The organism is Actinoplanes sp. NPDC049599 (assembly GCF_044465625.1).
Lineage (GTDB): Bacteria > Actinomycetota > Actinomycetes > Mycobacteriales > Micromonosporaceae > Actinoplanes.
Map to the genome: position 1 here is coordinate 154,302 of NZ_JBITLX010000018.1, position 19,973 is coordinate 174,274.

The 19,973-nt window shown below is 71.8% G+C and carries 15 protein-coding genes; 1 reads left to right on the forward strand and 14 read right to left on the reverse strand.

The window, feature by feature from the left end:
* Positions 1–39: 39 nt before the first annotated feature.
* The 10 genes from ACIBQZ_RS28085 to ACIBQZ_RS28130 form a co-directional block, all read right to left on the reverse strand.
* Complete coding sequence (locus ACIBQZ_RS28085) at positions 40–1,011, reverse strand: quinone oxidoreductase family protein (RefSeq protein ID WP_396091790.1); 972 nt, start codon at positions 1,009–1,011, stop codon at positions 40–42.
* Positions 1,011–1,274, reverse strand: a complete 264-nt coding sequence (locus ACIBQZ_RS28090) for a MoaD/ThiS family protein (protein ID WP_396091791.1) — start codon at positions 1,272–1,274, stop codon at positions 1,011–1,013. Before ACIBQZ_RS28090 ends, ACIBQZ_RS28085 begins: the two co-directional genes overlap by 1 nt.
* A gap of 19 nt (positions 1,275–1,293) precedes the next feature.
* Complete coding sequence (locus tag ACIBQZ_RS28095; RefSeq protein ID WP_396091792.1) at positions 1,294–2,154, reverse strand: formylglycine-generating enzyme family protein; 861 nt, start codon at positions 2,152–2,154, stop codon at positions 1,294–1,296.
* Between the two features lie 21 nt (positions 2,155–2,175).
* A complete protein-coding gene (locus ACIBQZ_RS28100; RefSeq protein WP_396091793.1) occupies positions 2,176–3,474 on the reverse strand; it encodes an aminotransferase class V-fold PLP-dependent enzyme in 1,299 nt (432 codons plus the stop codon).
* A 254-nt stretch (positions 3,475–3,728) separates the two neighbouring features.
* Positions 3,729–4,133, reverse strand: coding sequence for an SgcJ/EcaC family oxidoreductase (locus ACIBQZ_RS28105; RefSeq protein ID WP_396091794.1), 405 nt, complete (start codon positions 4,131–4,133; stop codon positions 3,729–3,731).
* Between the two features lie 49 nt (positions 4,134–4,182).
* Positions 4,183–5,358, reverse strand: coding sequence for an acyl-CoA dehydrogenase family protein (locus tag ACIBQZ_RS28110; protein WP_396091795.1), 1,176 nt, complete (start codon positions 5,356–5,358; stop codon positions 4,183–4,185).
* Positions 5,359–5,431: 73 nt separating this feature from the next.
* On the reverse strand, positions 5,432–6,232 hold the full coding sequence (locus ACIBQZ_RS28115; protein WP_396091796.1) for a helix-turn-helix domain-containing protein: 801 nt from the start codon (positions 6,230–6,232) through the stop codon (positions 5,432–5,434).
* Between the two features lie 288 nt (positions 6,233–6,520).
* Positions 6,521–7,543 (reverse strand): enediyne biosynthesis protein, encoded by a 1,023-nt coding sequence (locus ACIBQZ_RS28120; protein WP_396091797.1) that lies wholly within the window; start codon positions 7,541–7,543, stop codon positions 6,521–6,523.
* Positions 7,540–9,501, reverse strand: a complete 1,962-nt coding sequence (locus tag ACIBQZ_RS28125; protein WP_396091798.1) for a CRTAC1 family protein — start codon at positions 9,499–9,501, stop codon at positions 7,540–7,542. Before ACIBQZ_RS28125 ends, ACIBQZ_RS28120 begins: the two co-directional genes overlap by 4 nt.
* A 415-nt stretch (positions 9,502–9,916) precedes the next feature.
* Positions 9,917–10,582: a MerR family transcriptional regulator gene (locus tag ACIBQZ_RS28130; protein WP_396091799.1), complete on the reverse strand. Its 666-nt coding sequence runs from the start codon at positions 10,580–10,582 to the stop codon at positions 9,917–9,919.
* Between the two features lie 429 nt (positions 10,583–11,011).
* Between ACIBQZ_RS28130 and ACIBQZ_RS28135 the strand changes: the two genes are divergently transcribed.
* Entirely contained in the window at positions 11,012–11,743 is a 732-nt protein-coding gene (locus tag ACIBQZ_RS28135; RefSeq protein WP_396091800.1) for a helix-turn-helix domain-containing protein, read from the forward strand.
* Positions 11,744–11,798: 55 nt separating this feature from the next.
* On the opposite strand, the gene ACIBQZ_RS28140 is transcribed toward ACIBQZ_RS28135, so the two are convergent.
* Genes ACIBQZ_RS28140 through ACIBQZ_RS28155 form a run of 4 tightly spaced genes read right to left on the reverse strand, consistent with a single transcriptional unit; the run spans position 11,799 to position 19,910 of the window.
* Positions 11,799–13,139 (reverse strand): cytochrome P450, encoded by a 1,341-nt coding sequence (locus ACIBQZ_RS28140; RefSeq protein ID WP_396091801.1) that lies wholly within the window; start codon positions 13,137–13,139, stop codon positions 11,799–11,801.
* Positions 13,136–13,651, reverse strand: a complete 516-nt coding sequence (locus ACIBQZ_RS28145; RefSeq protein ID WP_396091802.1) for a flavin reductase family protein — start codon at positions 13,649–13,651, stop codon at positions 13,136–13,138. The genes ACIBQZ_RS28140 and ACIBQZ_RS28145 overlap by 4 nt, the downstream gene beginning before the upstream one ends.
* A complete protein-coding gene (locus tag ACIBQZ_RS28150; RefSeq protein WP_396091803.1) occupies positions 13,651–14,085 on the reverse strand; it encodes an acyl-CoA thioesterase in 435 nt (144 codons plus the stop codon). The genes ACIBQZ_RS28145 and ACIBQZ_RS28150 overlap by 1 nt, the downstream gene beginning before the upstream one ends.
* Positions 14,082–19,910 carry an SDR family NAD(P)-dependent oxidoreductase gene (locus ACIBQZ_RS28155; protein ID WP_396091804.1) on the reverse strand — a complete coding sequence of 1,943 codons (5,829 nt, stop codon included), beginning with the start codon at positions 19,908–19,910 and terminating at the stop codon, positions 14,082–14,084. The genes ACIBQZ_RS28150 and ACIBQZ_RS28155 overlap by 4 nt, the downstream gene beginning before the upstream one ends.
* Positions 19,911–19,973 lie beyond the last annotated feature (63 nt).

A 19,973-nucleotide genomic window follows, 5' to 3' on the forward strand; every position in this document is an offset into this window, starting at 1 on the left:
GCCCGGTGAGCACCGGACCGCCGTCGCGGGGACGAACCCTCAGGGCACGAGCAGGATCTTGCCGATCGCGGCTCGGGACTCGAGCGCCCGGTGCGCTTCGGCGGCCTGTTCGAGGGGATAGCTGGCATGCACGCGGACCCGCAGGGTCCCGTCGGCGACCAGCGCGAACACGGCGGCAGCCCGGCGCAGCACCGCCGCACGGGTGTCGTCGTAGTGCGCCAGCGAGGGCGTGGTCAGAAACAGCGACCCGTGTGCCCTGAGCGTCTGCGGCTCCAGCGGCGCGGCGGGGCCGCCGGCCGCGCCGTAGAGCACGTACGTGCCACGCGGCCGCAGGCACGGCAGAGCGCGGGCCATCATGTCGTGGCCGATGCCGTCGTAGACCACGTCGACGGCGCCGGCCAGGTCGCGCACCTCGGCGGCGAACGCGCCGCTGCCGTAGGTGACGACGTGGTGGGCTCCCGCGTCGCGCGCGGCGTGCGCCTTGTCCGCGCTGCCCACCGCCGCGACAACCGTGGCGCCGGCCCGGGCGGCGAGCTGGCACAGCAGCCCGCCGACGCCGCCGGACGCGGCCAGCACCAGACAGGTCGAGGAATTGTCCAGCGGCACGACGTCGGTGGCGAGCAGGTGTGCGGTCATCCCCTGCACCAGCACGGCCGCCGCGTCGGCGAGGCTGACCCGGTCCGGCACCGGCAGCAGCCGGTCGGCCGGCACCAGGCAGTGGCTGGCGTAGGAGGCCGCGACCCCGAACCACGCGACCCGGTCCCCCGCGGCCACGCCGGCGACGCCCGGCCCGGCGTGGACCACCGTGCCGCTTCCCTCCATGCCGGGGACCATCGGCAGCGACACCCGGTAGGCCCCGCTGCGCTGGTGCAGGTCGACGACGTTGACCCCGGCTGCGGTCAGCCGTACCAGGACCTCGCCGGCGGCCGGCGGCTTCAGCTCGCCGGACCACGCGGTGAGGACCTCGGGCGGGCCCGGGCGCACGAAGCCCATCTGGCGGACCGCCGGCATCACCCGCCCGCCATCGGCGCGATGATGGTGACGGTCGCTCCCGCCGGCACGACGGTGTCCCGGCGCAGGTGCCGAGGGATGAGCTCGTCGCCGACGCAGACATTGACGTAGAGCAGCGGCTCGCCGGAGGCGTCGAGCAGCCGGCGGCGCATCACCGGATACGCCTCGGCGAAGCGCCGGATGACGTCGGGCAGCGGCCCCTCGTCGGCCTCAAAATCGGTGCGCCCCTCCGGGTTCCAGACCGAGGGCACTTGGATCCTCACCACGATTTCCTCCAGGTGTTCAGGCGTCCTGCGCGCAACGGAAGCCGTGCGCGAAACTTGACCAGCCGAGCGGGTCGCCGTGCATGCGCTCGCTGCAGCGCACCTGGTACCGGAGGTTCATCCACGACCCGCCGCGGATCACCCGGTAGTTGCCCATCGCCTTGCGAACGGTGGGGTCGCAGACGGTCGCCTCGTCGTAGAGGTGCGACAGCGTCGAGGTCCACTCGTAGACGTTGCCGGCCATGTCGGCACAGCCGAACGGGCTGTCACCCTGCGGGGAGAAGCTGCCGACGGCGGTGGTCTGTGGCAGCGGCCCGTCCCGGCGGCACAACGTGTGCCACCACTGCTGCCACGCCTCGAGCGTGGTGAGTCCGTTGGTGGCGTGCAGCTCGGCGGTGTTGGCGCGCTTGTCGTCCCAGTCGTCACCCCACGGCCAGAGCCGGAACTCCGCGCCGCGGGCCGCGTACTCCCACTCGGGCTCGGTCGGCAGGCGTTTGCCGGCCCACTGCGCGTAGGCGCTCGCGTCGCGCCAGGACATGTGGACGGCCGGATGGTCGTCGGCGGCGACGCCGGCCGTGCCGGGCCCGCCCGGCTCCCGCCAGTGCACCCCGGGGCGCTCGGCCCAGCCGTGCTCGTCGTAGACCAGTCCGAAGCCGCGGTCCTCCGCGTCGGTGCGGAAACCCGTGGCCCGGGCGAACTCGCGGAACTGCGCGACGGTGACGGGGTACCGGTCGATCCGGTACGGGGCGAGGACCACCGGCCGCTGCGGCGTCTCGTCGGCGAACCAGATCCGCGGCAGCGGCTGGTCCTGGCTCATCAACCAGTCCAGTGCCGCCGGCGGCGAGCCCTGGTCGAACATCGCGCCGGGAATGAGCAGCATGTCAGCCACGGGACTCCGATCTCAGCAGAGGTGCCGTCGGGCCGCGTCGACGCCTTTGACCAGGGCCTCCACGTCCGCGATCGTGGTGTACAGGTGAACCGAGGCGCGCACCATGGCCGGCACCCCGAAGCGGGCGCAGACCGGCCCGGCGCAGTGCCGGCCGACGCGTACCTGGACTCCGGCCTGGTCGAGGTGGGCGCCGACGTCGTGGGCGTCGGCGCCCGCAACGACGAACGCGATGACCCCGGAACGGTCCGGCGGGCCGAACAGGCGCAGCCCCGGCACGTCGGCGAGCCCGTCGACGGCGTGCCCGACCAGCCGCTGCTCGTGCCGGGCGACGGCGGTCATGCCCACCCCGGTGAGGTAGCGCGCCGCCGCGCCGAGGCCGACCGCCTGCGCGATCGGCGGGGTGCCGGCCTCGAAGCGCGCCGGCGCGGACCGGAACGCGGCGCCGGTCATGGAGGTGTCGGCGACCATGCCGCCGCCGGTCAGCAACGGCGGCATCGCGGCGAGCACGTCCGCGCGTCCCCACAGCACCCCCACGCCGGTCGGGCCGCACATCTTGTGCCCGCTGAAGGCGAGCAGGTCGACGTCCAGCACGCCGACGTCGACGGCGCGATGCGGCACGGACTGGGAGGCGTCGAGCACCGTCAGCGCTCCGACGGCCCGCGCCCGCGCGACGAGGCACTGGGTCGGGTTGACGGTGCCGAGGATGTTGGAGATGTGCACCCAGGACACCACCCGGGTGCGCGGGCCGATCACGGCGTCCAGGTCGGAGAGGTCGAGCCGGCCGTCGTCGGTCAGCTTCAGCCAGCGCAGCGTGGCGCCGGTGCGCTCGCACAGCTGCTGCCACGGCAGCAGGTTGGAGTGGTGCTCCATCTCGGTCACCACGATCTCGTCGCCGGGACCGAGCAGGAAGCGCGGATCGCCACCGGTGTCCGCGCCGCGGGAGCGGAACGCCCCGGCGACCAGGTTCAGCGCCTCGGTCGCGTTCTTGGTGAAGACGACCTCGTCCGGGTCGGACGCGCCGAGGAAGGCGGCCACCTGGGCGCGGGCGTCCTCGTACGCCGCCGTCGCCGCGGTGGCCAGCGTGTGCGCGGAGCGCCCGACGTTGGCGTGGTGACCGCGCTGGTGGGCGTCCATCGCCTCGAGCACCTGGCGTGGTGTCTGTGCGGTGCTGGCCGAGTCGAGGTAGACCAGGGGCTGGCCGTGGATCGAGCGGCCGAGGATCGGGAAGTCGCCGCGGATCCGGTTGATGTCGTAACCAGTCACGATGTCCTCGATGTCTTCCGGTGGCGTCCGATGTCCCGACCTTGTCATCGCCGCGGTGGCGGCGGCACCTCCGCGGATGCGGCCTTGGCCGGCGGCCTGGCGCATTCCAGAGGTGGACCGGGTCCGGTGCCGGAGCGCCCAATGGTGGTGGGCCTCATTGCTGGTAGATGACTGGCGGCGGTGGGTGCGAAGGGGACGGAGCTGCCGGCCGTCCCCTTCTTCATGCCCCGGCGACCGCGGCCGGCGCACACGCCGGCGCGGCCCCCCACCGCCGTGGTGGGGGGCCGGTACCGGAAGGTGCGTCAGGCGGCGAACTTCGGGCTGTTCTGGTACGCGGCGAGACGCCACGTGCCGTCCTGCTTGACCACGAGCCAGGCGGCCCGGACGGCGTCGCCGTCGGCGACCTTCGGGTCGGCGCCCCTCAGCACACCGCCGTCGGTGTGCAGGATGGCGACGTCACCATCGAGGAAGCGCAACCCGATCGGATCGCCGGTCACCCTGGTGCCCTGGTACGGCCCGGCGAACGCCTCGCCCATGAACGCCCGGATCTCGTCGCGCCCGCGGAGGAACACGCCCGGCAGGATCATCGTGCCGTCGTCGGTGAACACCTCGGCGAAGGCGGCGGGATCCTGATCGGCCCACGCCTGCACGATGCGGTTGGGAAGGGTGGCGACGGCGGCGTGGTCGGCCACGCTGGGGTTGGTCATGGTCTGCTCCTTGCTCGGGGCCGGCGCGGCGCACCGGCCTGCGGGACGGTCACACGTACTGGGTGTTGGGCGGCTGGCCGCAGAGGATGCGGCCGTACAGCTCCGCGTTGGTGTCGGGGTGCATGAGCGCGTGCAGGCTCAGCGCCTGGATGTCGCGGCGGATGCGCTGGATGGGCACGTCGGAGAAGATGGAGGAGCCGCCGCTGGCGTCGGCCAGGACGTCGACGGCTTCGCGGGCGAGCCGTACGGCCGCACCCATGTCGGCGCGCGCCCGCACCCGCTCCTCGAGCGTCCAGGGGTGTGCCTGGGCGGCCTTGCTGTCCACCGTCGAGGTGAGCCGGTGCACGTGGAACTCGGCCTGGTCGATCTTCATGGCGGCCTCGGCGACCTGCAGGTGGGTCAGCGGCGCCTCCTGCTGGCTGGCGTAGTCGGTGTAGGTGATGCGCCGGCCTTCGAGCCGCTCCAGGAAGGTGGCGTACGCCGCCTTGGCCAGCCCGAGGGCGGTGCCCGCGGATGAGGCGGAGGCCACGGGCAGCAGGGGCGCGCGGTAGATGGCCCCGTCGGTGCCGCCCGCGCCGGTGCCGCCCTGCATGACCGCGCCCAGGGGCAGGATGCGCGCCTGCGGCACGAACACGTCCTGGGCGATCGTGCTGACGCTGCCGGTGCCGCGCAGCCCCGAGGTCTGCCAGTCGTCGACGATCTGCAGGTCGGACATCGGCACCAGCGCCACGATCGGCGCCGGCTCGCGGTCGGGTTCCACCAGGACCGCGATGATCTCCTGCCACTGGCTGTGCGGCGCGCCGGTGATGAAGCCCCACTTGCCGTTGACCACCACGCCGCCCGGTGCGGGCGCGGCCATCGCGGTCGGGCTGAGCGTGCCGCAGATCCGCACGTCCGGATCGGCGAAGATCTCGGCCTGGACCTCGGCGGGGAACTGCGAGGCGATCCAGGTCGGGATCCAGTGGACGGAGGCCACCCACGCCGCCGAGCCGTCGCCTCGCGCAAGCTCGGTGGCGACGGCGGCGAGGGTCCGGGTGTCACTCTCGTAGCCGCCGTAGCGGGCCGGGGTCCGCATCCGGAAGATGCCGGCGTCCGTCATCGCGTTGATGACCTCGTCGTGCGCCCGCCGGTTCTCCTCCGACCAGCCGGCGAACTTCTGGATCAGCGGCACGAGCTCGCACGCGCGCCGGACCAGTTCCGGATGCGTGGGTGGTTCCTGGGTCATCAGATGCCTCCTTGAAGCGGGATCGGCCGGTGCGCGGCACGCCGCCGCGACCGGGTGGGGCGCGAGGGCCGGCTCACGCGGCGTGGCCGACGAGCCCGGCGTGCCGGCGGTGCGGGCGGATCGGGGTCACGGTGCGCGCGTCGGGCAGGGCGAGCAGCAGCGGCGGGTCGTACACCCGGGCGGTGCGCAGCCGGACGTTGGCGTGGACCGCGTTGCCGTCGTGGATGCGGATCGGGCCGAAGTTGCCGACGCGCAGGGCGGGCGGGGTCACGCTGTCGGGGCCGGGCTCGGGTGCGTCCTTGACGACACCCTGGCAGAGCAGGTACCAGATCCCGTCCGGGACCTTGTCGAGGATGAAGCGCCCGGCGCCGCGCTGGATGGCGCAGCGGATCGGCCGGCCCTCGGGCACCCAGGTGTTGAACAGGCCGATGAAGGTGATGTCGACCTCCGCGGCGGACGGCACGGAGATGTAGCCCGACACCACGCCGGCGGCGCGTTCGGAGCTGCTCTCCTCGGGATCGCCGCTGAGCACCAGGTGGCTGACGCCGCGGCTGCGGCGGTACTCGGTCGGGGGAACCCCGACGCTGCGGGTGAAGCGGGAGCTGAAGGTGCCCACGCTGTTGTAGCCGACGTGGACACTGATGTCGGCCACGTTCATGCTCGTGGACAGCAGCAGGTCCTTGGCCTCCTGCAGGCGCATCGCGGACAGGAACCGGCCCGGGGAGATCCCGGTGACCCGCTGGAAGATCCGGGTGAAGTGAAACTTGCTGAACATCGCCGCCCGGGCCATGTCGTCCACAGTGACCGGTTCGCCCATGTTGGCGCGCATCATTTCCACGGCGCGTACGACGGCATTCTCGAAGTGACTAACCATCAATTCTCCCCCAGCGTCAGGATGCGTTGTTCACCGGCGAATCGGGCTAAAGTCGAGTTAATTCCGTTTACTGAACGCTCGTTTTAGCGATGCGTTGACTCGGGTAATCTTCTCGGTACCCGACCCGCCGGGCATCTCAGAGATTGCCCTCAATACCGCATGTTGCGAGAGGGCCGGAGGCGACGGGCCGGCCGGTCCGCGCACCCGGCCCGCGACACACTCCTGGCCGGTCCGGAGAGTTCCGGACCGGCCAGAAACGATCAATATCGTCGCAGGTGGCGTGCGGTATCAGCGGGCAGCGGCGGCCCCGGCGAGAGCCACTGCGGGCGCCTCCGCGGCGGGCGCCACGGACGCGTCACGACGCTCGCGCCACCACAGGACCCACAGGCTTATCCCGCGGATCAGACAGACGATGGTCACCGCGAAGAACAACGTGTAAACGATATTGAAGACCAACAGCAAGCCATAGACCATGGCCACGCCGGAACCGAACATGAATTGGTTCCGAGCACGCGACGGCGTGGTCCCCGGGTCAGTGATCATGTAGTTGGTGAACAAGACGAATGCGACGCCCGTCATCGGGATCAGGGCACCCCAGATCGCCACGTCCCAGATCCACCAGCGCAGCAACGCCTGAATGACGAAACCGCCGAGCCAGCCGACGATGAGCGCCACCTTCTTGGTGAGCATGGCGTTGAGCACGGTGCCCGAGGTGATGATGACCACCGGGATCAGAATGCTGATCATGGCGGGTACGTTCTCGGTGAAGTGGTACGGCGGCGCCACGTTGACCCACGGGAAGACCAGCAGGGCGGCCGAGATACCGAGGTTCGACGGGTTCATGAAGTGCCGGAGGCGACCCTTGACCGGCGCCCGGAACAGCGTCTTCTGCCCGATGCCCACGAGCACCGCGAACCCGATCGGCCAGAACCGGTCGTTGGCGTAGAGCAGCATGTTGGCGGCCAGCGCGGTGATGTGCGCCGGCAGCAGGAAGGTGAACCAGCCGCGGAAGCCGTTGCCGGCGTACGCGGGGGCCCGGTTGTGAACCTTGGCGGTGATGGCCTCGATGAGGATCTCGGCCGAATAGCCGATCGCCAGCGCGAAGAACGGCCAGGACCACGGCTGCTCGAAGCCCAGCACGGCGTAGCCCAGGATGTTGAAGACCGACATCGAGATGGCGAAGTTGCGCAGGGCCAGGTACCGCGGGTCCGGCTTGGCCTTCGGGGGTGCGGCCGGCGCCACGGCGCCGGTGCCGCCGGGCGGTGCTGCCGGGCCGAGGAGCTCGGTGCGTGCGGGCTGCACAGTGGTCATGACGTCGTCAGCTCCTCGATGTCGGCGGTCAGCATGAGGTCGTGCCAGCCGGTGCCGAGCGGGAGCGACCGGGTGTGCGGCGTGCCCTGCAGGTCACGCCAGGTGATCTCGGCGGTGACCGGCTTCGCGCCGTGGTCACCGAGCCCGAAGACCACGTCGAAGCTGCGCTTGCCGGAGTGACCGCCGCCGCCGTTGACCTGCGCCACCCGGACGCGCCCGTCGGCGGTGGTGACCCGCACCTGGGCGCCGTACGCCGGGGTGCCGATGACGTCGGCCGCGCCGCCGGCCGCCGGCCGGTAGAGTCGCAGGCCGAGGAAGTCGCCGGGCGCGGGCGTGGTGTTGCGGTAGAAGTTCGGTGCACCCCACTGACGCGCCACGGCGAAGTCCTGGGCGCCGTCGCCGTCGGTGTCGGCCACCGCGACGCCGCGGCTGGGCGTCGAGTCGGTCATGCCGAGCTCGGCGCCGATGTTGGCGAAGCGGCCGTTGCCCTCGGCGGCCCAGAACGCGAACGGCTGCGAGCCGGCGACGTCGTCGCCGGGCTCGGCCTTCGGCCACATCGCCGGGTTGCGCAGCATGAGGTCGTTGCTCATGGCCAGTTCCTGCAGCCACGCCCAGCGGTTGATGGTGCCCTTGATGAAGCCGAGCGCCTGCACCACCTCGACGTCTCCGTCGTTGTCGAAGTCGGCCATCTTGGCGTCCCAGCCCCACCCGGACCAGGCCAGGTTCATGTCCGCCGCCTTGTTGCGGAACGGCGCGTCGCCGGCCGCCAGGTTCTTCTTCGCCTCCGCCGGGCTCGCGGCGGTGTTGAGCCAGACGAAGTTGCTCTCCTCCAGCCCCCACGAGGTGGTGATGTTGCTGACGAACACGTCGTAGCGGCCGGCACCGAGCAGGTCACCGAACTCCACCGACATGCCCTTGAACGAGTCGTGTCCCAGCACCAGCGACTTCGGCGTCACCGCGTCGCGGTCGCCGTCGATGAGCTGGAAGCGGATCTGCCCGGGCCGGGAGGTGTTGTGGAACATGCGGTCGTGGCCGAAGTCGTTGGCGAGATAGAGCTCCGGCAGCAGGTCGCCGTCGAGGTCCGCGGTGTCGGAGCCGAGGGTCCAGCCGGTGGCGACGGCCGGGTCGAGTGCCTGTTGTTCGGTGAAGGTGACCGACGGGCGGTCCCCGCCCGTGGCCGCGGTCCAGCGCATCACGTGGGCGCCGCCGGCGTTGCGGGCGTGCGACATGGAGTCGTTCATCTGGACGTTGGCCAGGCCGTGCTCATCGAGCACCTGGGTGTCCGGGAAGTAGTTGAAGATGCCGAGGTCGACGTGGCCGTCGCCGTCGAAGTCCGCCGCGGTGACGGCGTTGGTGTTCCACAGCGCGCCCCGGTAGCCGGGCGTCGTGGCCTGCGGGATGAGCTCCGTCGGCTGGTACGTGGCGTTGCTCAGTGGTCCCGACCCGGGACGGTGCAGGAACATGACCGGCGTTCGTCCCCAGTAGTACACCAGCAGGTCCATCCGGCCGTCCTCGTTGAAGTCGCCCGGCAGGCAGCCCATCGGCGCCATCGCGTCGTGCACGGGCAGCGGCGCCGGGTCGAGGACAAACGGGCGGTAGGTGCCGCCGGTGCCGGGCGCCGGGGTGACGATCGTGGCGTCGCTGCGCGAGTCCACCAGGCAGAGGTCGTCGGCGCGGCCGCCGCCGTCGAGGTCGTTCACCGCGATCGCGGCGCCCACCGAGGAGATCCAGGACCGGATGTGTTCGTATTGCGGATTGACGTCGCGGACCGTGCGGGACGCCAGCCCCTCGGGCAGCGCGATCGGCAGTTCGGTGAATCCGAAATGCGATGCCAGCGATGCGCGGTCGGCGCTCGAGGCCGAGGGCAGCCGGGCCAGTCCATAGGCGCCGGTCAGCAGGAGCAGGACGGCGATCGCGGGTATGAGCCGACGCAATACGCCGACCGGTTGCGAGGACAAGAGGTCTCCCTTTTCAGCGGCGATACCTTTTCGGCCCGACGCCGTGCGGCGACGCCGCGGCTCAGCACCGCATTCGGACATGAGGTGGTTCGGGATCAGCATCCGTGGCCGGCGACCGGCAAAGGCAGAACTGTTTGCAATTCACCCGCGACGCGAATGCGGCAATTGACACTCCCGCCCAGGATGACAATCGCCGGCATACGCGCCGCGGTGGCATCACGACCCTTTTCCTAACGTGCGTCTGATAGGACGTCCGCGCAGCCGGATCGCTGACCGAGTTCGGCCTGACGGTAATCCCGCCGAGGCGCGATCCCGAACCACAGTCATCATCACGGTGCCGAGCGCCGCATGTCTTCTCACCGATTGCTCTGCCATGATCACACACCGTCATATAGCCGTTCGGGTGGTCACGGCGTCATCCGGCCGGGCGGACCACACCCCCCTGCCCCTCGTCCCAGGAGGCGATCAGGTGCTCGCGCGCCATCCGCCGCAACGAGGAGAGCGCCACCTCGTACAGGACGGCACGGGCGACGGCGCGCCCGGCCTCCTGCGAGGAGTCGACGCTGCGAGGCAGCGCACGCTTCTCGAGATCGGCGAGGCGGGCGGCCGCGAGCGCGTACGGCGCCAGCGCCTCGACGTCGGCGTGGGCGCCGTCCCCGCCGAGCCGCTCCAGGGCGGTGAAGACCTGAGAAAGGGTGACCCGGCTGGGCGAGTCGTCGTCCACCTGCCAGCCGAGCTGCGCGATGAACGCGTCGATGCGCTGCCGGACGCCTCCCCGCAGGGGCAGATCAGCCGTGCTGGCCGGCTCGCCGAAGAGCGCGTCGTTGACGACGCCGCACAGCCCGCGCACCTCGATGCCGCGCTCATCGATGGCTCGCAGCGCGTCGCGGGCGGCGGAGATGGTCATCCGCCCCATGACGGTCAGCGTCTTGATGAGATAGATGCGCGACACGTGGTCGTCGTCATACTCGGCGTGCCGGCCGTCCGTCACCCGGCCCGGAGCCAGCAGGCCCTCGCGCACGTAGAACTTGATCGTCGGAATCGAAGCACCGGTCCGGCAACTCAGCTCCGATATGCGCATTTGGGCTCCTCCAGGGTTCTTATCGGGTTATTCGGTCACCCGGATCATCCGGGTATCACTCCTCCTATAGTGCTGAAGCGATGCACCATCAACACCCGGGCACATCGCCGCGGGCGCCCCGAAACAGGGGTCGAGGCCTGCGCCGAGGGTGCAGACATTCACCGCCGACACTGAAGATTGCTTCCATTCGACGACCTGACCCATTACTCAGCCCAAGGGCAGATAGCGTAAATATCCGCGACCTCGGCGGCGTTACCAGCCGGTATTAGGCCGTGATGCAGGCGGTAACTGGGTGTTGCTCGCTCCATAACACACCGCTAGCATTGATCCGCACTCGCCGGTCGGGTCCGGTGAGCCGTTTTCTCGACCTGAGAATGGCTCGAAGACCGGTGGGCGGCAGCCGCTGACCCGATACCGAGAGGAAATAATTTGTCAACAGAGAAGGCAGTGGGTCGAGCCATTGCCATGATGCGCAGCAATTTGGGTGACGATTTATCATTGGACGACATGGCCCGCGCTGCGATGTTCAGCAAATTTCATTTCACCCGGGTATTCCATAAGGTCACCGGGATATCGCCGGGACGATTCCTCACCGCGCTGCGCATCGAGGAGGCCAAACGGCTGCTGCGCACCACCACCCGCACGGTCGCCGACATCGGCACATCCGTGGGCTACACCAGCGTGAGCACCTTCAGCGGGCGATTCACCCGCAGCGTCGGACTCACCCCGATGACCTTTCGCCGGTGCGGCGAGGCCCCCCTATCCCGCGCCTCACCCTCAACCCATCTTTCAACGATCAGTGGTTACCTGAGCACTCTATGTACGCATGACGGTGGCGCCGTCTTCGTCGGGCTATTTCCGGAGTCGATAGCGGAGGGGCTACCGGAAAGCTGGACCGTCGCATCGGCGCCCGGGCCCTATTGGCTGGACGGCGTCCGGCCCGGAACCTGGCACATGGTGGTGCATCCCGTCGACTCGGGACGCTCCACGGCACGGCACAACTGCGGGGCCCGCTCGGGGCCCCTCGTCCTGCACCATCGACCGTCACTGTGGACGATCGACGTCACCCTTCGACCCCTGCGCACCTTCGACCCGCCGGCCATGCTGTCGCTCCCGCGGTCACTCGGTCCGGTCCTGCCATCGACCCCCCAGGCCGCCTGACCCAGCAAAGACGAGGGTGTCTCGCGGATCATGGGACTGATCCGCGAGACACCGCTCACGCCGCGTGCACCGTCATCGGCAGGCCGCCGCGCATGCGCAGCGACAGCATCGGCTCCGGCTCGGGGTGGTGCCCCGCGGCGGTCACGAGCCGCAGCTCACGCGACAGCATCGCGATCACGAAGACCGCCTCCATCATGGCGAGGTTGCTGCCGACGCAGACCCTCGGCCCGGCGCCGAACGGGATGTAGGCGTAACGGGGCCGGCCGCGCGTCCGCGCCGGGTCGAACCGCTCTGGGTCGAACCGCTGCGGGTCGTCCCACAGCGCCGGGTGCCGGTGCAACGTGTACGGGCACACGAGCACGTCCGCGCCCCGGGGCACCCGGTAGCCGCCGATCTCGTCCGCCGCCAGCGCCTGCCGCGGCAGCAACCACACCGGCGGATAGAGCCGCATCGCCTCCTCCACCACCATGGTGGTGTACGGCAGCCGGCGCAGGTCCGCATGCACCGGGAGCCGGCTGCCGAGGGCCGCGACCGCCTCCTCCCGCAGCCGTTCGCGGACCTCCGGATGCTGGTCGATCATCGCAAGCGTCCAGCCGAGCGTGCTCGCGGTGGTCTCGTGGCCGGCGAGCAGCAGCGTCACCAGCTCGTCGCGCAGCCGGGTGCGCACCACCCGGGGGTCGCTCTCCTGCCCGGCCGAGACGATCAGCCGGGACAGCACGTCATCGCGGCCGGCCGCGTCGTCGCGGCGCCCGGCCACCAGGTGGTCGACGACCGCCTGCAGCTCGCTGCGGGCCCGGCGGAACCGGCGCTGGTGCGCCAGCGGCACCCACATGGGTACCGCGCTCAACGAGGTCAGCTCGAACATCGCCTGGTTCTGCACGGCGTCGAACGCGGCACCGAGTCCGTCGAACGGGGTCAGATCGGCGTCCAGCAGGGTGCGGCCGAGGATGCCGAGCGTGAGGTCGGTCATCGCCGGCACCATGTTGACGGCGTCCCCGCCGATCTGCTTGCGCAGCCGGCGGACCAGCCGGTCCGCCTCCTCGGCGACCGCGCCGGCCTGCCGGGCCAGGCGCTTGGCCTGGAACGACGGCTGGACCACCCGGCGCTGCTTGTGCCACAACTCGCCCTCGCTGGTCAGCAGCCCGTCGCCCAGGGCACGCCTGGCGTGGGTCAGGCCGATGCCCTTGCGGTAGTTCCCCGCGTTGTCGGCCAGCACGTGCCGCACGGTGTCAGGGTGGTTGAAGAAATACAGGGTCTTGTGACCGACCGGGATGCGCACCGCGTCGCCGTAGCCGGCCGCGGCGGCCGTCATCATCCCCAGCCGGTCGCGCGACATGACCACGAGCTGCCGCAGCGCCGACCACCGCGACGGGCCCGGGGCCCGGGCGCCCGTCATGAGCGCAGCTCCCCGTAGTGGAAGAGCAGTCCGGCGTCGTCGCCGTTCCGCTCCGCGGTGAGCACCCGGCCGACGAAGATGGTGTGGTCACCGCCGTGGTACTGGCGCCACACCTCACACTCGAACCAGGCGAGCGCCCCGGAGATCATCGGCACGCCGGTGCGCTGCCCCGGCTCCCAGTCCACGTCGGTGAACTGCGCGGGGCCGGTCGGGCGGTTGCCGTCGGCGAAATAGCGGGCCACCTTCTCGTGCCCGGCCGCCAGCACCGAGATGCCGAAGACCGACGACACCTCCAGCCGCGCGTGCATCACGGCCAGGCGGTCGACGCACACCAGCGCCAGCGGTGGATCCAGGGAGACCGTGGTGAACGAGTTGGCCGTCATGCCGTGCGGGTTGCCGCCACCGATGGTCACCACGGTGACCCCGGTGGCGAACGCGCCGAACGCGCGCCTCAGGTGCCGGCGGTCGTCGAGCACGGCGGTCCGGGCCGCCTCGTCGTCGGAGGACGCCATCAGGCTCGCACCGCCACATACGGCGCCAGGGCCTCGACGAGCGCGTCCGGCACGCGGCTGGGCACCGTACGGGTGTTGGGCCCGCGCATGCAGGCGATCCGCTGGGTGCCGCGGGCCACCAGGGTCTCGCCGCCGCCGGTCACGCGCACGTAGTCGAACCCGAACTCGATCTGGGTCTGCGCCAGCTCCACCAACCGCATCCTGATCGAGAGCTCGTCGAAGAGCGCCAGCTCGGCGAAGAACTCGCAGTCGACCCGCAGGGTGAACAGCTTGAGATCGTCCTGCAGGTCGGCCAGGACCTCCGGGGCCCGGTCCTTGAGGAACATCTCCCGGCAGCGGCCCTGCCAGCGCAGATAGTTGACGTAGTAGACGTTGCCGACGAGGTTGGTCTCCTCGAAACCCACCACGTGCCGGTACTCGAAGTGACGGTTCATCCTGCTCGACGTCCTTCCGACAAGATCCCGAAAACGGTCTGGTCCGGTCCGCCGCGCAGGGCGGCGACGAACGTGGCGATCTGCAGCCGGCCGGAGGCGAACACCACCCACCCCGGCTGATCCGTCGGCAGCACCGCCAGCGGCGCCGTCGGCGGTTGTCCGGCCTTCTGCAGGCACTCGAGCGCCACCCAGATCCGGGTGCCGGTGACATCGAGGCCGGGCCCGTCGGCCGGCTGGGTCAGCAGCGCGGCGTTCGTGCCGAGCAGTCCACGCCATTCGGTCAGCGACCGTGCGGTGACCGCTTCGAGGTCGGCGCCCACGGCGCCGGTGCCGAGCACGCAGAGGGTGACCCCGGCACCGTGGGCCATGGAGACCGTGCCACCGTCGATCTCGGGGCGCCCGTCCGTGCGGTGCCGCACGGGCGTCACCTGCCCGGTGAGCCGGGAGAGCGCCCGGGCCGAGCGGGTCCGTCGAGCCTCCACGTAGGTCAGCGGGTGCCCCGGGTCGGCGACCTCGTCCGGCTCCACGGACACCTGCGCGGTGCCACCGGTGAGCTGCCCGCCGACGCGTTCCAGGTACGTGCCGAGCAGCGGCGCCGCCCACCGGCCGGAGCCGTCGTTCTTGCGCACGGCCCGCAGCGTGAGTCCTTCCCAGCGCTCGACGACCTGGCCGGCGGCGTCGCGGACCGCGATGTCGTAGACGTAGGTGTCACCGTCCTGCAGCCGCTCGGTCGCGCAGTACCGCAGTTCCCCGGTGCCCGACAGCGCCGCGCCGCCCGGATACACCCGCTCGATGCCCGACGGCAGCAGGGTGGCGTGCGGCACGCAGACCTGGTTGCCGTGCATCAGCGCGTCCCGTACCCCCGGGTCACCGAGCAGCAGCTGGTCGGGCAGGTAGCCGGCGAACCAGCCGGCCGGGCTCAGCTCCACCGTCGCGTCGACGGCCCGGGCGGCGGCCCGGTGGTAGCGACGCAGCCGCTGGAACCGTCCACCCTGGAACAGGATGTCGCCGTACAGCTCGGTCTGCGGGTCGAGCGGCACCGGCGGGAGCTGCTCGGCGGTCTGCTCCGGCGGGCCCTGCGGGACCTTCTCGGCGATGAAGCACAGCCGGGCCCGGAAGTGCTCGGCGGCGTACGCGGTCTCCGCGCTGCGGATGACGACCTCGACGGTGTCGGTGTCGGTGACCACGGCGGCGATGCGGATCCGCGTGGAACCGTCCGGCGGCACCACGATCGGGCGCAGGAACTCCGCGTCCTCGATGACCGGGGCCCGGTGCTGACCGGTGACCGCGGCAGCCACCTGGGCCATGGCCTCCATGCCCATGACGGCCGGGAACAGCAGGCTGCCGTCGAGCAGGTGGTCGCCCAGGTACGGGTCGGTGCCGACGCTGATCTCGGACTCGGTCACCAGCTCCACCCCGGGGTAGCTGACCAGCGGCTGCTGCACGAAGCGCAGCATCGGCAGCTCGGGCCGGTCGTAGCGGATCGTGTTGATGCCCGAGGTGCGCCCGCTGATCACGACCACCGGCGGTGCGTCGGCGTCGCCGAGCAGCCGGCGCAGCACGTCGACACCCTGCGCCGGGGTGATCGGGGTGATGCCCTCCCGGGTCAGGTTCTCGATGACCGACAGCCGCTCGCCCATACCGACGCCCGACCACACCGACCACTCGAGGCACAGGCTGCGGCACCCGGGGTGACGCTCGCCGAACTCCCGGGTGAGCTGTGCCATCCAGTCGTTGGCGACGGCGTAGTGCGCCTCGCCGCGCAGCCCGGAGCGGCCGATGATGCTGCCCAGGCTGACCAGCAGGCGCAGCTGCTGCGAATCCACCACGTCGAGCACGTTGCGCAGGCCGTCGACCTTCGGGGCGAAGGTGCGGCGCAGTTCGTCGGTGCGCAGGCTCGGCAGCCCGGCCGGCTCGTTGCGGCCGGCGCCGTGCAGCACCGCCGTGATCGGGCCCAGCTGGGCGCTGAGCTCGGCCACCGCGCCGGCGAGCCGGGCCCGGTCGGTGACGTCGGCTCGCGCGTAGCGCACCGTTGCGCCGTGGCGGGCCATCCGGTCCAGGTTGGCGGCCAGCTCCGGATCGTGTTCCGGGTCCGAGCGGCCCAGCACCGCGATCTTCGCGCCGGTGTCCACCGCAACGGCCAGGGCGCACTCGGCGGTGATGCCCTTGCCGCCGCCGGTGACCAGGAGAACGTCGGTGGCGTCGAGCGGCGCGGCGGCCCGGGCCGCGCGATACGGCATGGCCCGCAGCGTCGGCACCCGGCGCACGCCGTCGGCACCGTACACGGCCTCGACGAAGTCCCGGGTGGCGCGCACCTCGTGCACCACCCGGGTGACCGCGTCAGCAGTCGGCGGGGTGTGCACGATCGTGACCCGCGTACCGGGGCTCTCCAGCCGCAGGGTCTTGGCCAGCCCGGCCGCACCGCGGCCGTGCTCGACCAGGACGAAGCGCTCCCCCGCACCCCCGGTCATGGCCTCCTGCGCCCCGCGCAACGCGAATTCCAGATGCTCCTCCTCGCACTCGGCCGGCAGGCAGACCAGCACGCCCGCGCCGATCCCGGCGTTCTCCAGCCGGTGCCGCAGCTCCTCGGCGAACGGGTGGTCGGGGTCGCTGTAGAGCCGCCACCGGCCGCTGACGCCGCTGTCGTCGTCGCCGCCGGTCAGGGGCCGCGGATCCAGATCGACCGTCCAGGCCCGGGCCCAGCTGCTCGCGCCCGCCACCGTGTCGGTGACGTCGAGGGTGCCCGCCGCCGCGGCGGCCCGCAGCCCGTCGAGGGTGTCGGCGAGTTCCCGCACCGACGCGGTGGCGAAGTTCAGCGGCGTGCTCGCGGGCGGGATGCCGAGCCGGGCCGCCACCTCGTTGACGATCGAGCCCACCGTGATCGAGCTCAGGTGCAGCTCGTCCAGGAGCATGCTGTCCTCGCGGACCATCTCCACGGGCAGTTCGGCGCGGACCGCGGCGAGTCGCCGCAGCAGGTCGGTGGTGGACTCGACGACCTGTGCGTCGTCGGCCGCCACCGAATCGGCCGCGGTGTCCGCCGAGCCCGGGCCGGCGGCGGCCATCGGCGCCGGCCAGGCGCCCTGACCGACACCGCCGAGCACATCCACCCGGGGGGCGCTCTCGCAGGGGTTGCCGAGCACGTCGAGCTCCTCGTCGACCTGCACCGGGCGGATCAGCCGGTCGTCGAAGAGCACGCCGGGCAGGCCGGCGGCGCCGCGGACGTACGCGGCGGCGACCACCCGCAGCAGGCTGCGCAGCGACTCGTCGTCGGTGTCCAGCGACACCGCGGGCACCCCCGTCGCGGCCTCGGCCAGCCGGGAGAGGACCTGGCCGGGGCCGACCTCGACGAACATGTCGACGTCGGCGGCGGCCGCGGTCACCGCCTGGTGGAAGAGCACCGGCTGGGTGATCTGCCGGTGGAGCAGATCGCCCAGGTCGGCGCCGGGGTGCAGGTCGGTGCCGGTGACGGAGGAGATCACCCGCCGGTCGAGGTTGCCGAACGCGATGTCGGCCAGGGCCGCGGCGAACTGCCCGGCGGCCGGGGCCATCAGCGGCGAGTGGAAGGCGTCGGAGACCGCCAGCGGCACGGCCCGCAGCTGGGCATGGGTGGCGCGGCGGCAGACCTCCTGCACGGCGTCCTCCGGGCCCGCGACCACGGTCTGCGCGGGACCGTTGTAGCCGCTGATGACCGCGGGCAGTTCCGCGATCAGCGACTCCACCACGTCCGGTGCGGCCGCGATGCCGGCCATCGTGCCGGACGCGGCGTGCCGGCCCATCACCTGCCCGCGCCGGGTGGCGACGCGCAGCAGCGTGCTGTCGTCCATCGCGCCCGCCCAGCGCAGGGCGGTGAGCTCACCGAGGCTGTGCCCGACGGCGACCGTGCCGGACAACCCCAGCAGGTCCAGGGTGCGCAGTCCGGCCACCGAACCCGTGGTGATCCGCGGCTGGGCCACCTCGGTGGCGACCAGGTCGCCGCGGGTGGGCAGCCCGGCGGCGGCGTAGACGTCGCGCACCTCGGTGAACCGGCGGGCCAGGACCCCGCCGCTGGTGCCGGTGCCGGAGCCCTGGCCGGGGAAGAGCAGGCCCAGCCGGCCCGGCCGGGTGACGTGGCCGAGGAAGACCGGCCCGTCACCGCCGACCAGGGTGTCCTGGCCGGCGTCGAGGAGCTCGCAGATGCGGCGGAGCCGGGCCTCGGCGTCCTCCGGGGAGGTGACCACCGCGGCCGCCCGGAACGGCCGGTCGCCGGTCTGCCGGCGCAGCACGTCGGCGAGGTCGCCGAGCTGGGCGAAGGAGACCCGCCCGATGGCGTCGGCGAGCCGGCCGACCTTGTCCCGGACAGCCTGCCAGCTGTCGCCGTCGAAGGCGAGCAGCTCGGCGTCCTGGATGGAGCCGGTCAGCGCCGCGGTCCGGGCGTCCAGACCCGAGCGCCGGGAGGGCTGGGCGTTCTCCACCACGACGTGGGTGTTGATGCCGCCGAATCCCATGGCGGTGATGCCCGCGCGCACGGGTTGCCCGGCCGGCCAGGCCTCGGCGTGGCGCAGCACCCGCAGCACGGCGTCGTCCGCGGTCAGCAGCTCCAACGGCTCGGGGCAGCCCACCGCCGGCGGCAGCACCTCGTGGTGCACCGCCAGCACCGCCTTGATGAACCCGGCCACCCCGGCCGCGGCCTTGGTGTGCCCGATCATCGCCTTGACGGAGCTGACCGCGGCCGGGCCGGTGCTCGGCTCGGCGGCGCGTCGTGCCTCCGCCAGCGCCGCCAGCTCGGTGGCGTCGCCGACCTTGGTGCCGGTGCCGTGCCCTTCGAACAGGGCGACGGTGTCGATCGGGAAGCCGGCCCGCTCGTACGCGCGGCGCAGTGCCAGCCGGTAGCCGTCGACCTCGGGGCGGGTGATGCCGCCCTTGCCGTCCGAGGAGATGCCCCAGCCGGCGATCGTGGCGTACACCCGGTGCCCGGCGGCGCGGGCCTCGTCCTCGCGCATCAGCACGACCATGCCGCAGCCCTCGCCCGGCCAGAAGCCGCTGGAACGGCGGTCGTAGACGCGCATCTCCCCGGTGGCCAGCGCGCCGGTCTTGGCGAAGCCCACCGTCTCCAGTGGATCGATGGACAGGTCGACACCGCCCGCCACGGCCACGTCGACGTCGTCGTCGGCCAGCGCGCGGCAGGCGGTGATGATGGACAGCAGCGACGACGAGCACGCGCCGTCCACGCTGTATCCACCGCCCTTGAGGTCGAAGTAGTTGCAGATCCGCCCGGCGATGGTGTTGGACAGCGCCCCGGCCAGTGAGTCCTCGTCGACCGGCGGGAACGGCGCCTTGAAGTCCGCCTCCAGCCGGTCCAGGAACTCCGCGAGGCGGTCCTCTTCCCACTTCTGCTCGGTCAGCGCGGCGGCCACGGTGCGCCGCACGTACGGCCAGCGCAGCCGCAGCTGCCCGGCCCGGGAGAACTCGCCGGTGAGGCTGTTGCCCACGATCACGGCGGTGCGTTCGTGCGGCAGGCCGGCGGCCATCGGGAAGCCGGCGTCGGCGAACGCCGCCGCCGCCACCTCCAGCGCCAGCCAATGGGTGAGATCCGTGGCCCGGTAGGTGCTGCCGGCGACCTTGTACGCCACCCGGTCGAACGTCCAGCCCTCGAGCACGGCGGCGTTGCGGGCGTAGAACCGGTCCGGAGCCGCGGGATCGGGTGACCAGTAGTCAGCGAGCCGCATGCGCTGGTCGGGCAGCCGCCGGAAAGCGCGGCGCCCGGCGAGGGCGTTCTCCCACAACTCCCTGGGCGACGTCGCGTCCGGATATCGGCAGGCCATGCCGACTACGGCGATCCTCGTCATGTGTCCCCGAGCCTCCATATCGTTTTCGGGCTCGCAGCCGCGGTCGTGCGGAGCGAGCAGCGC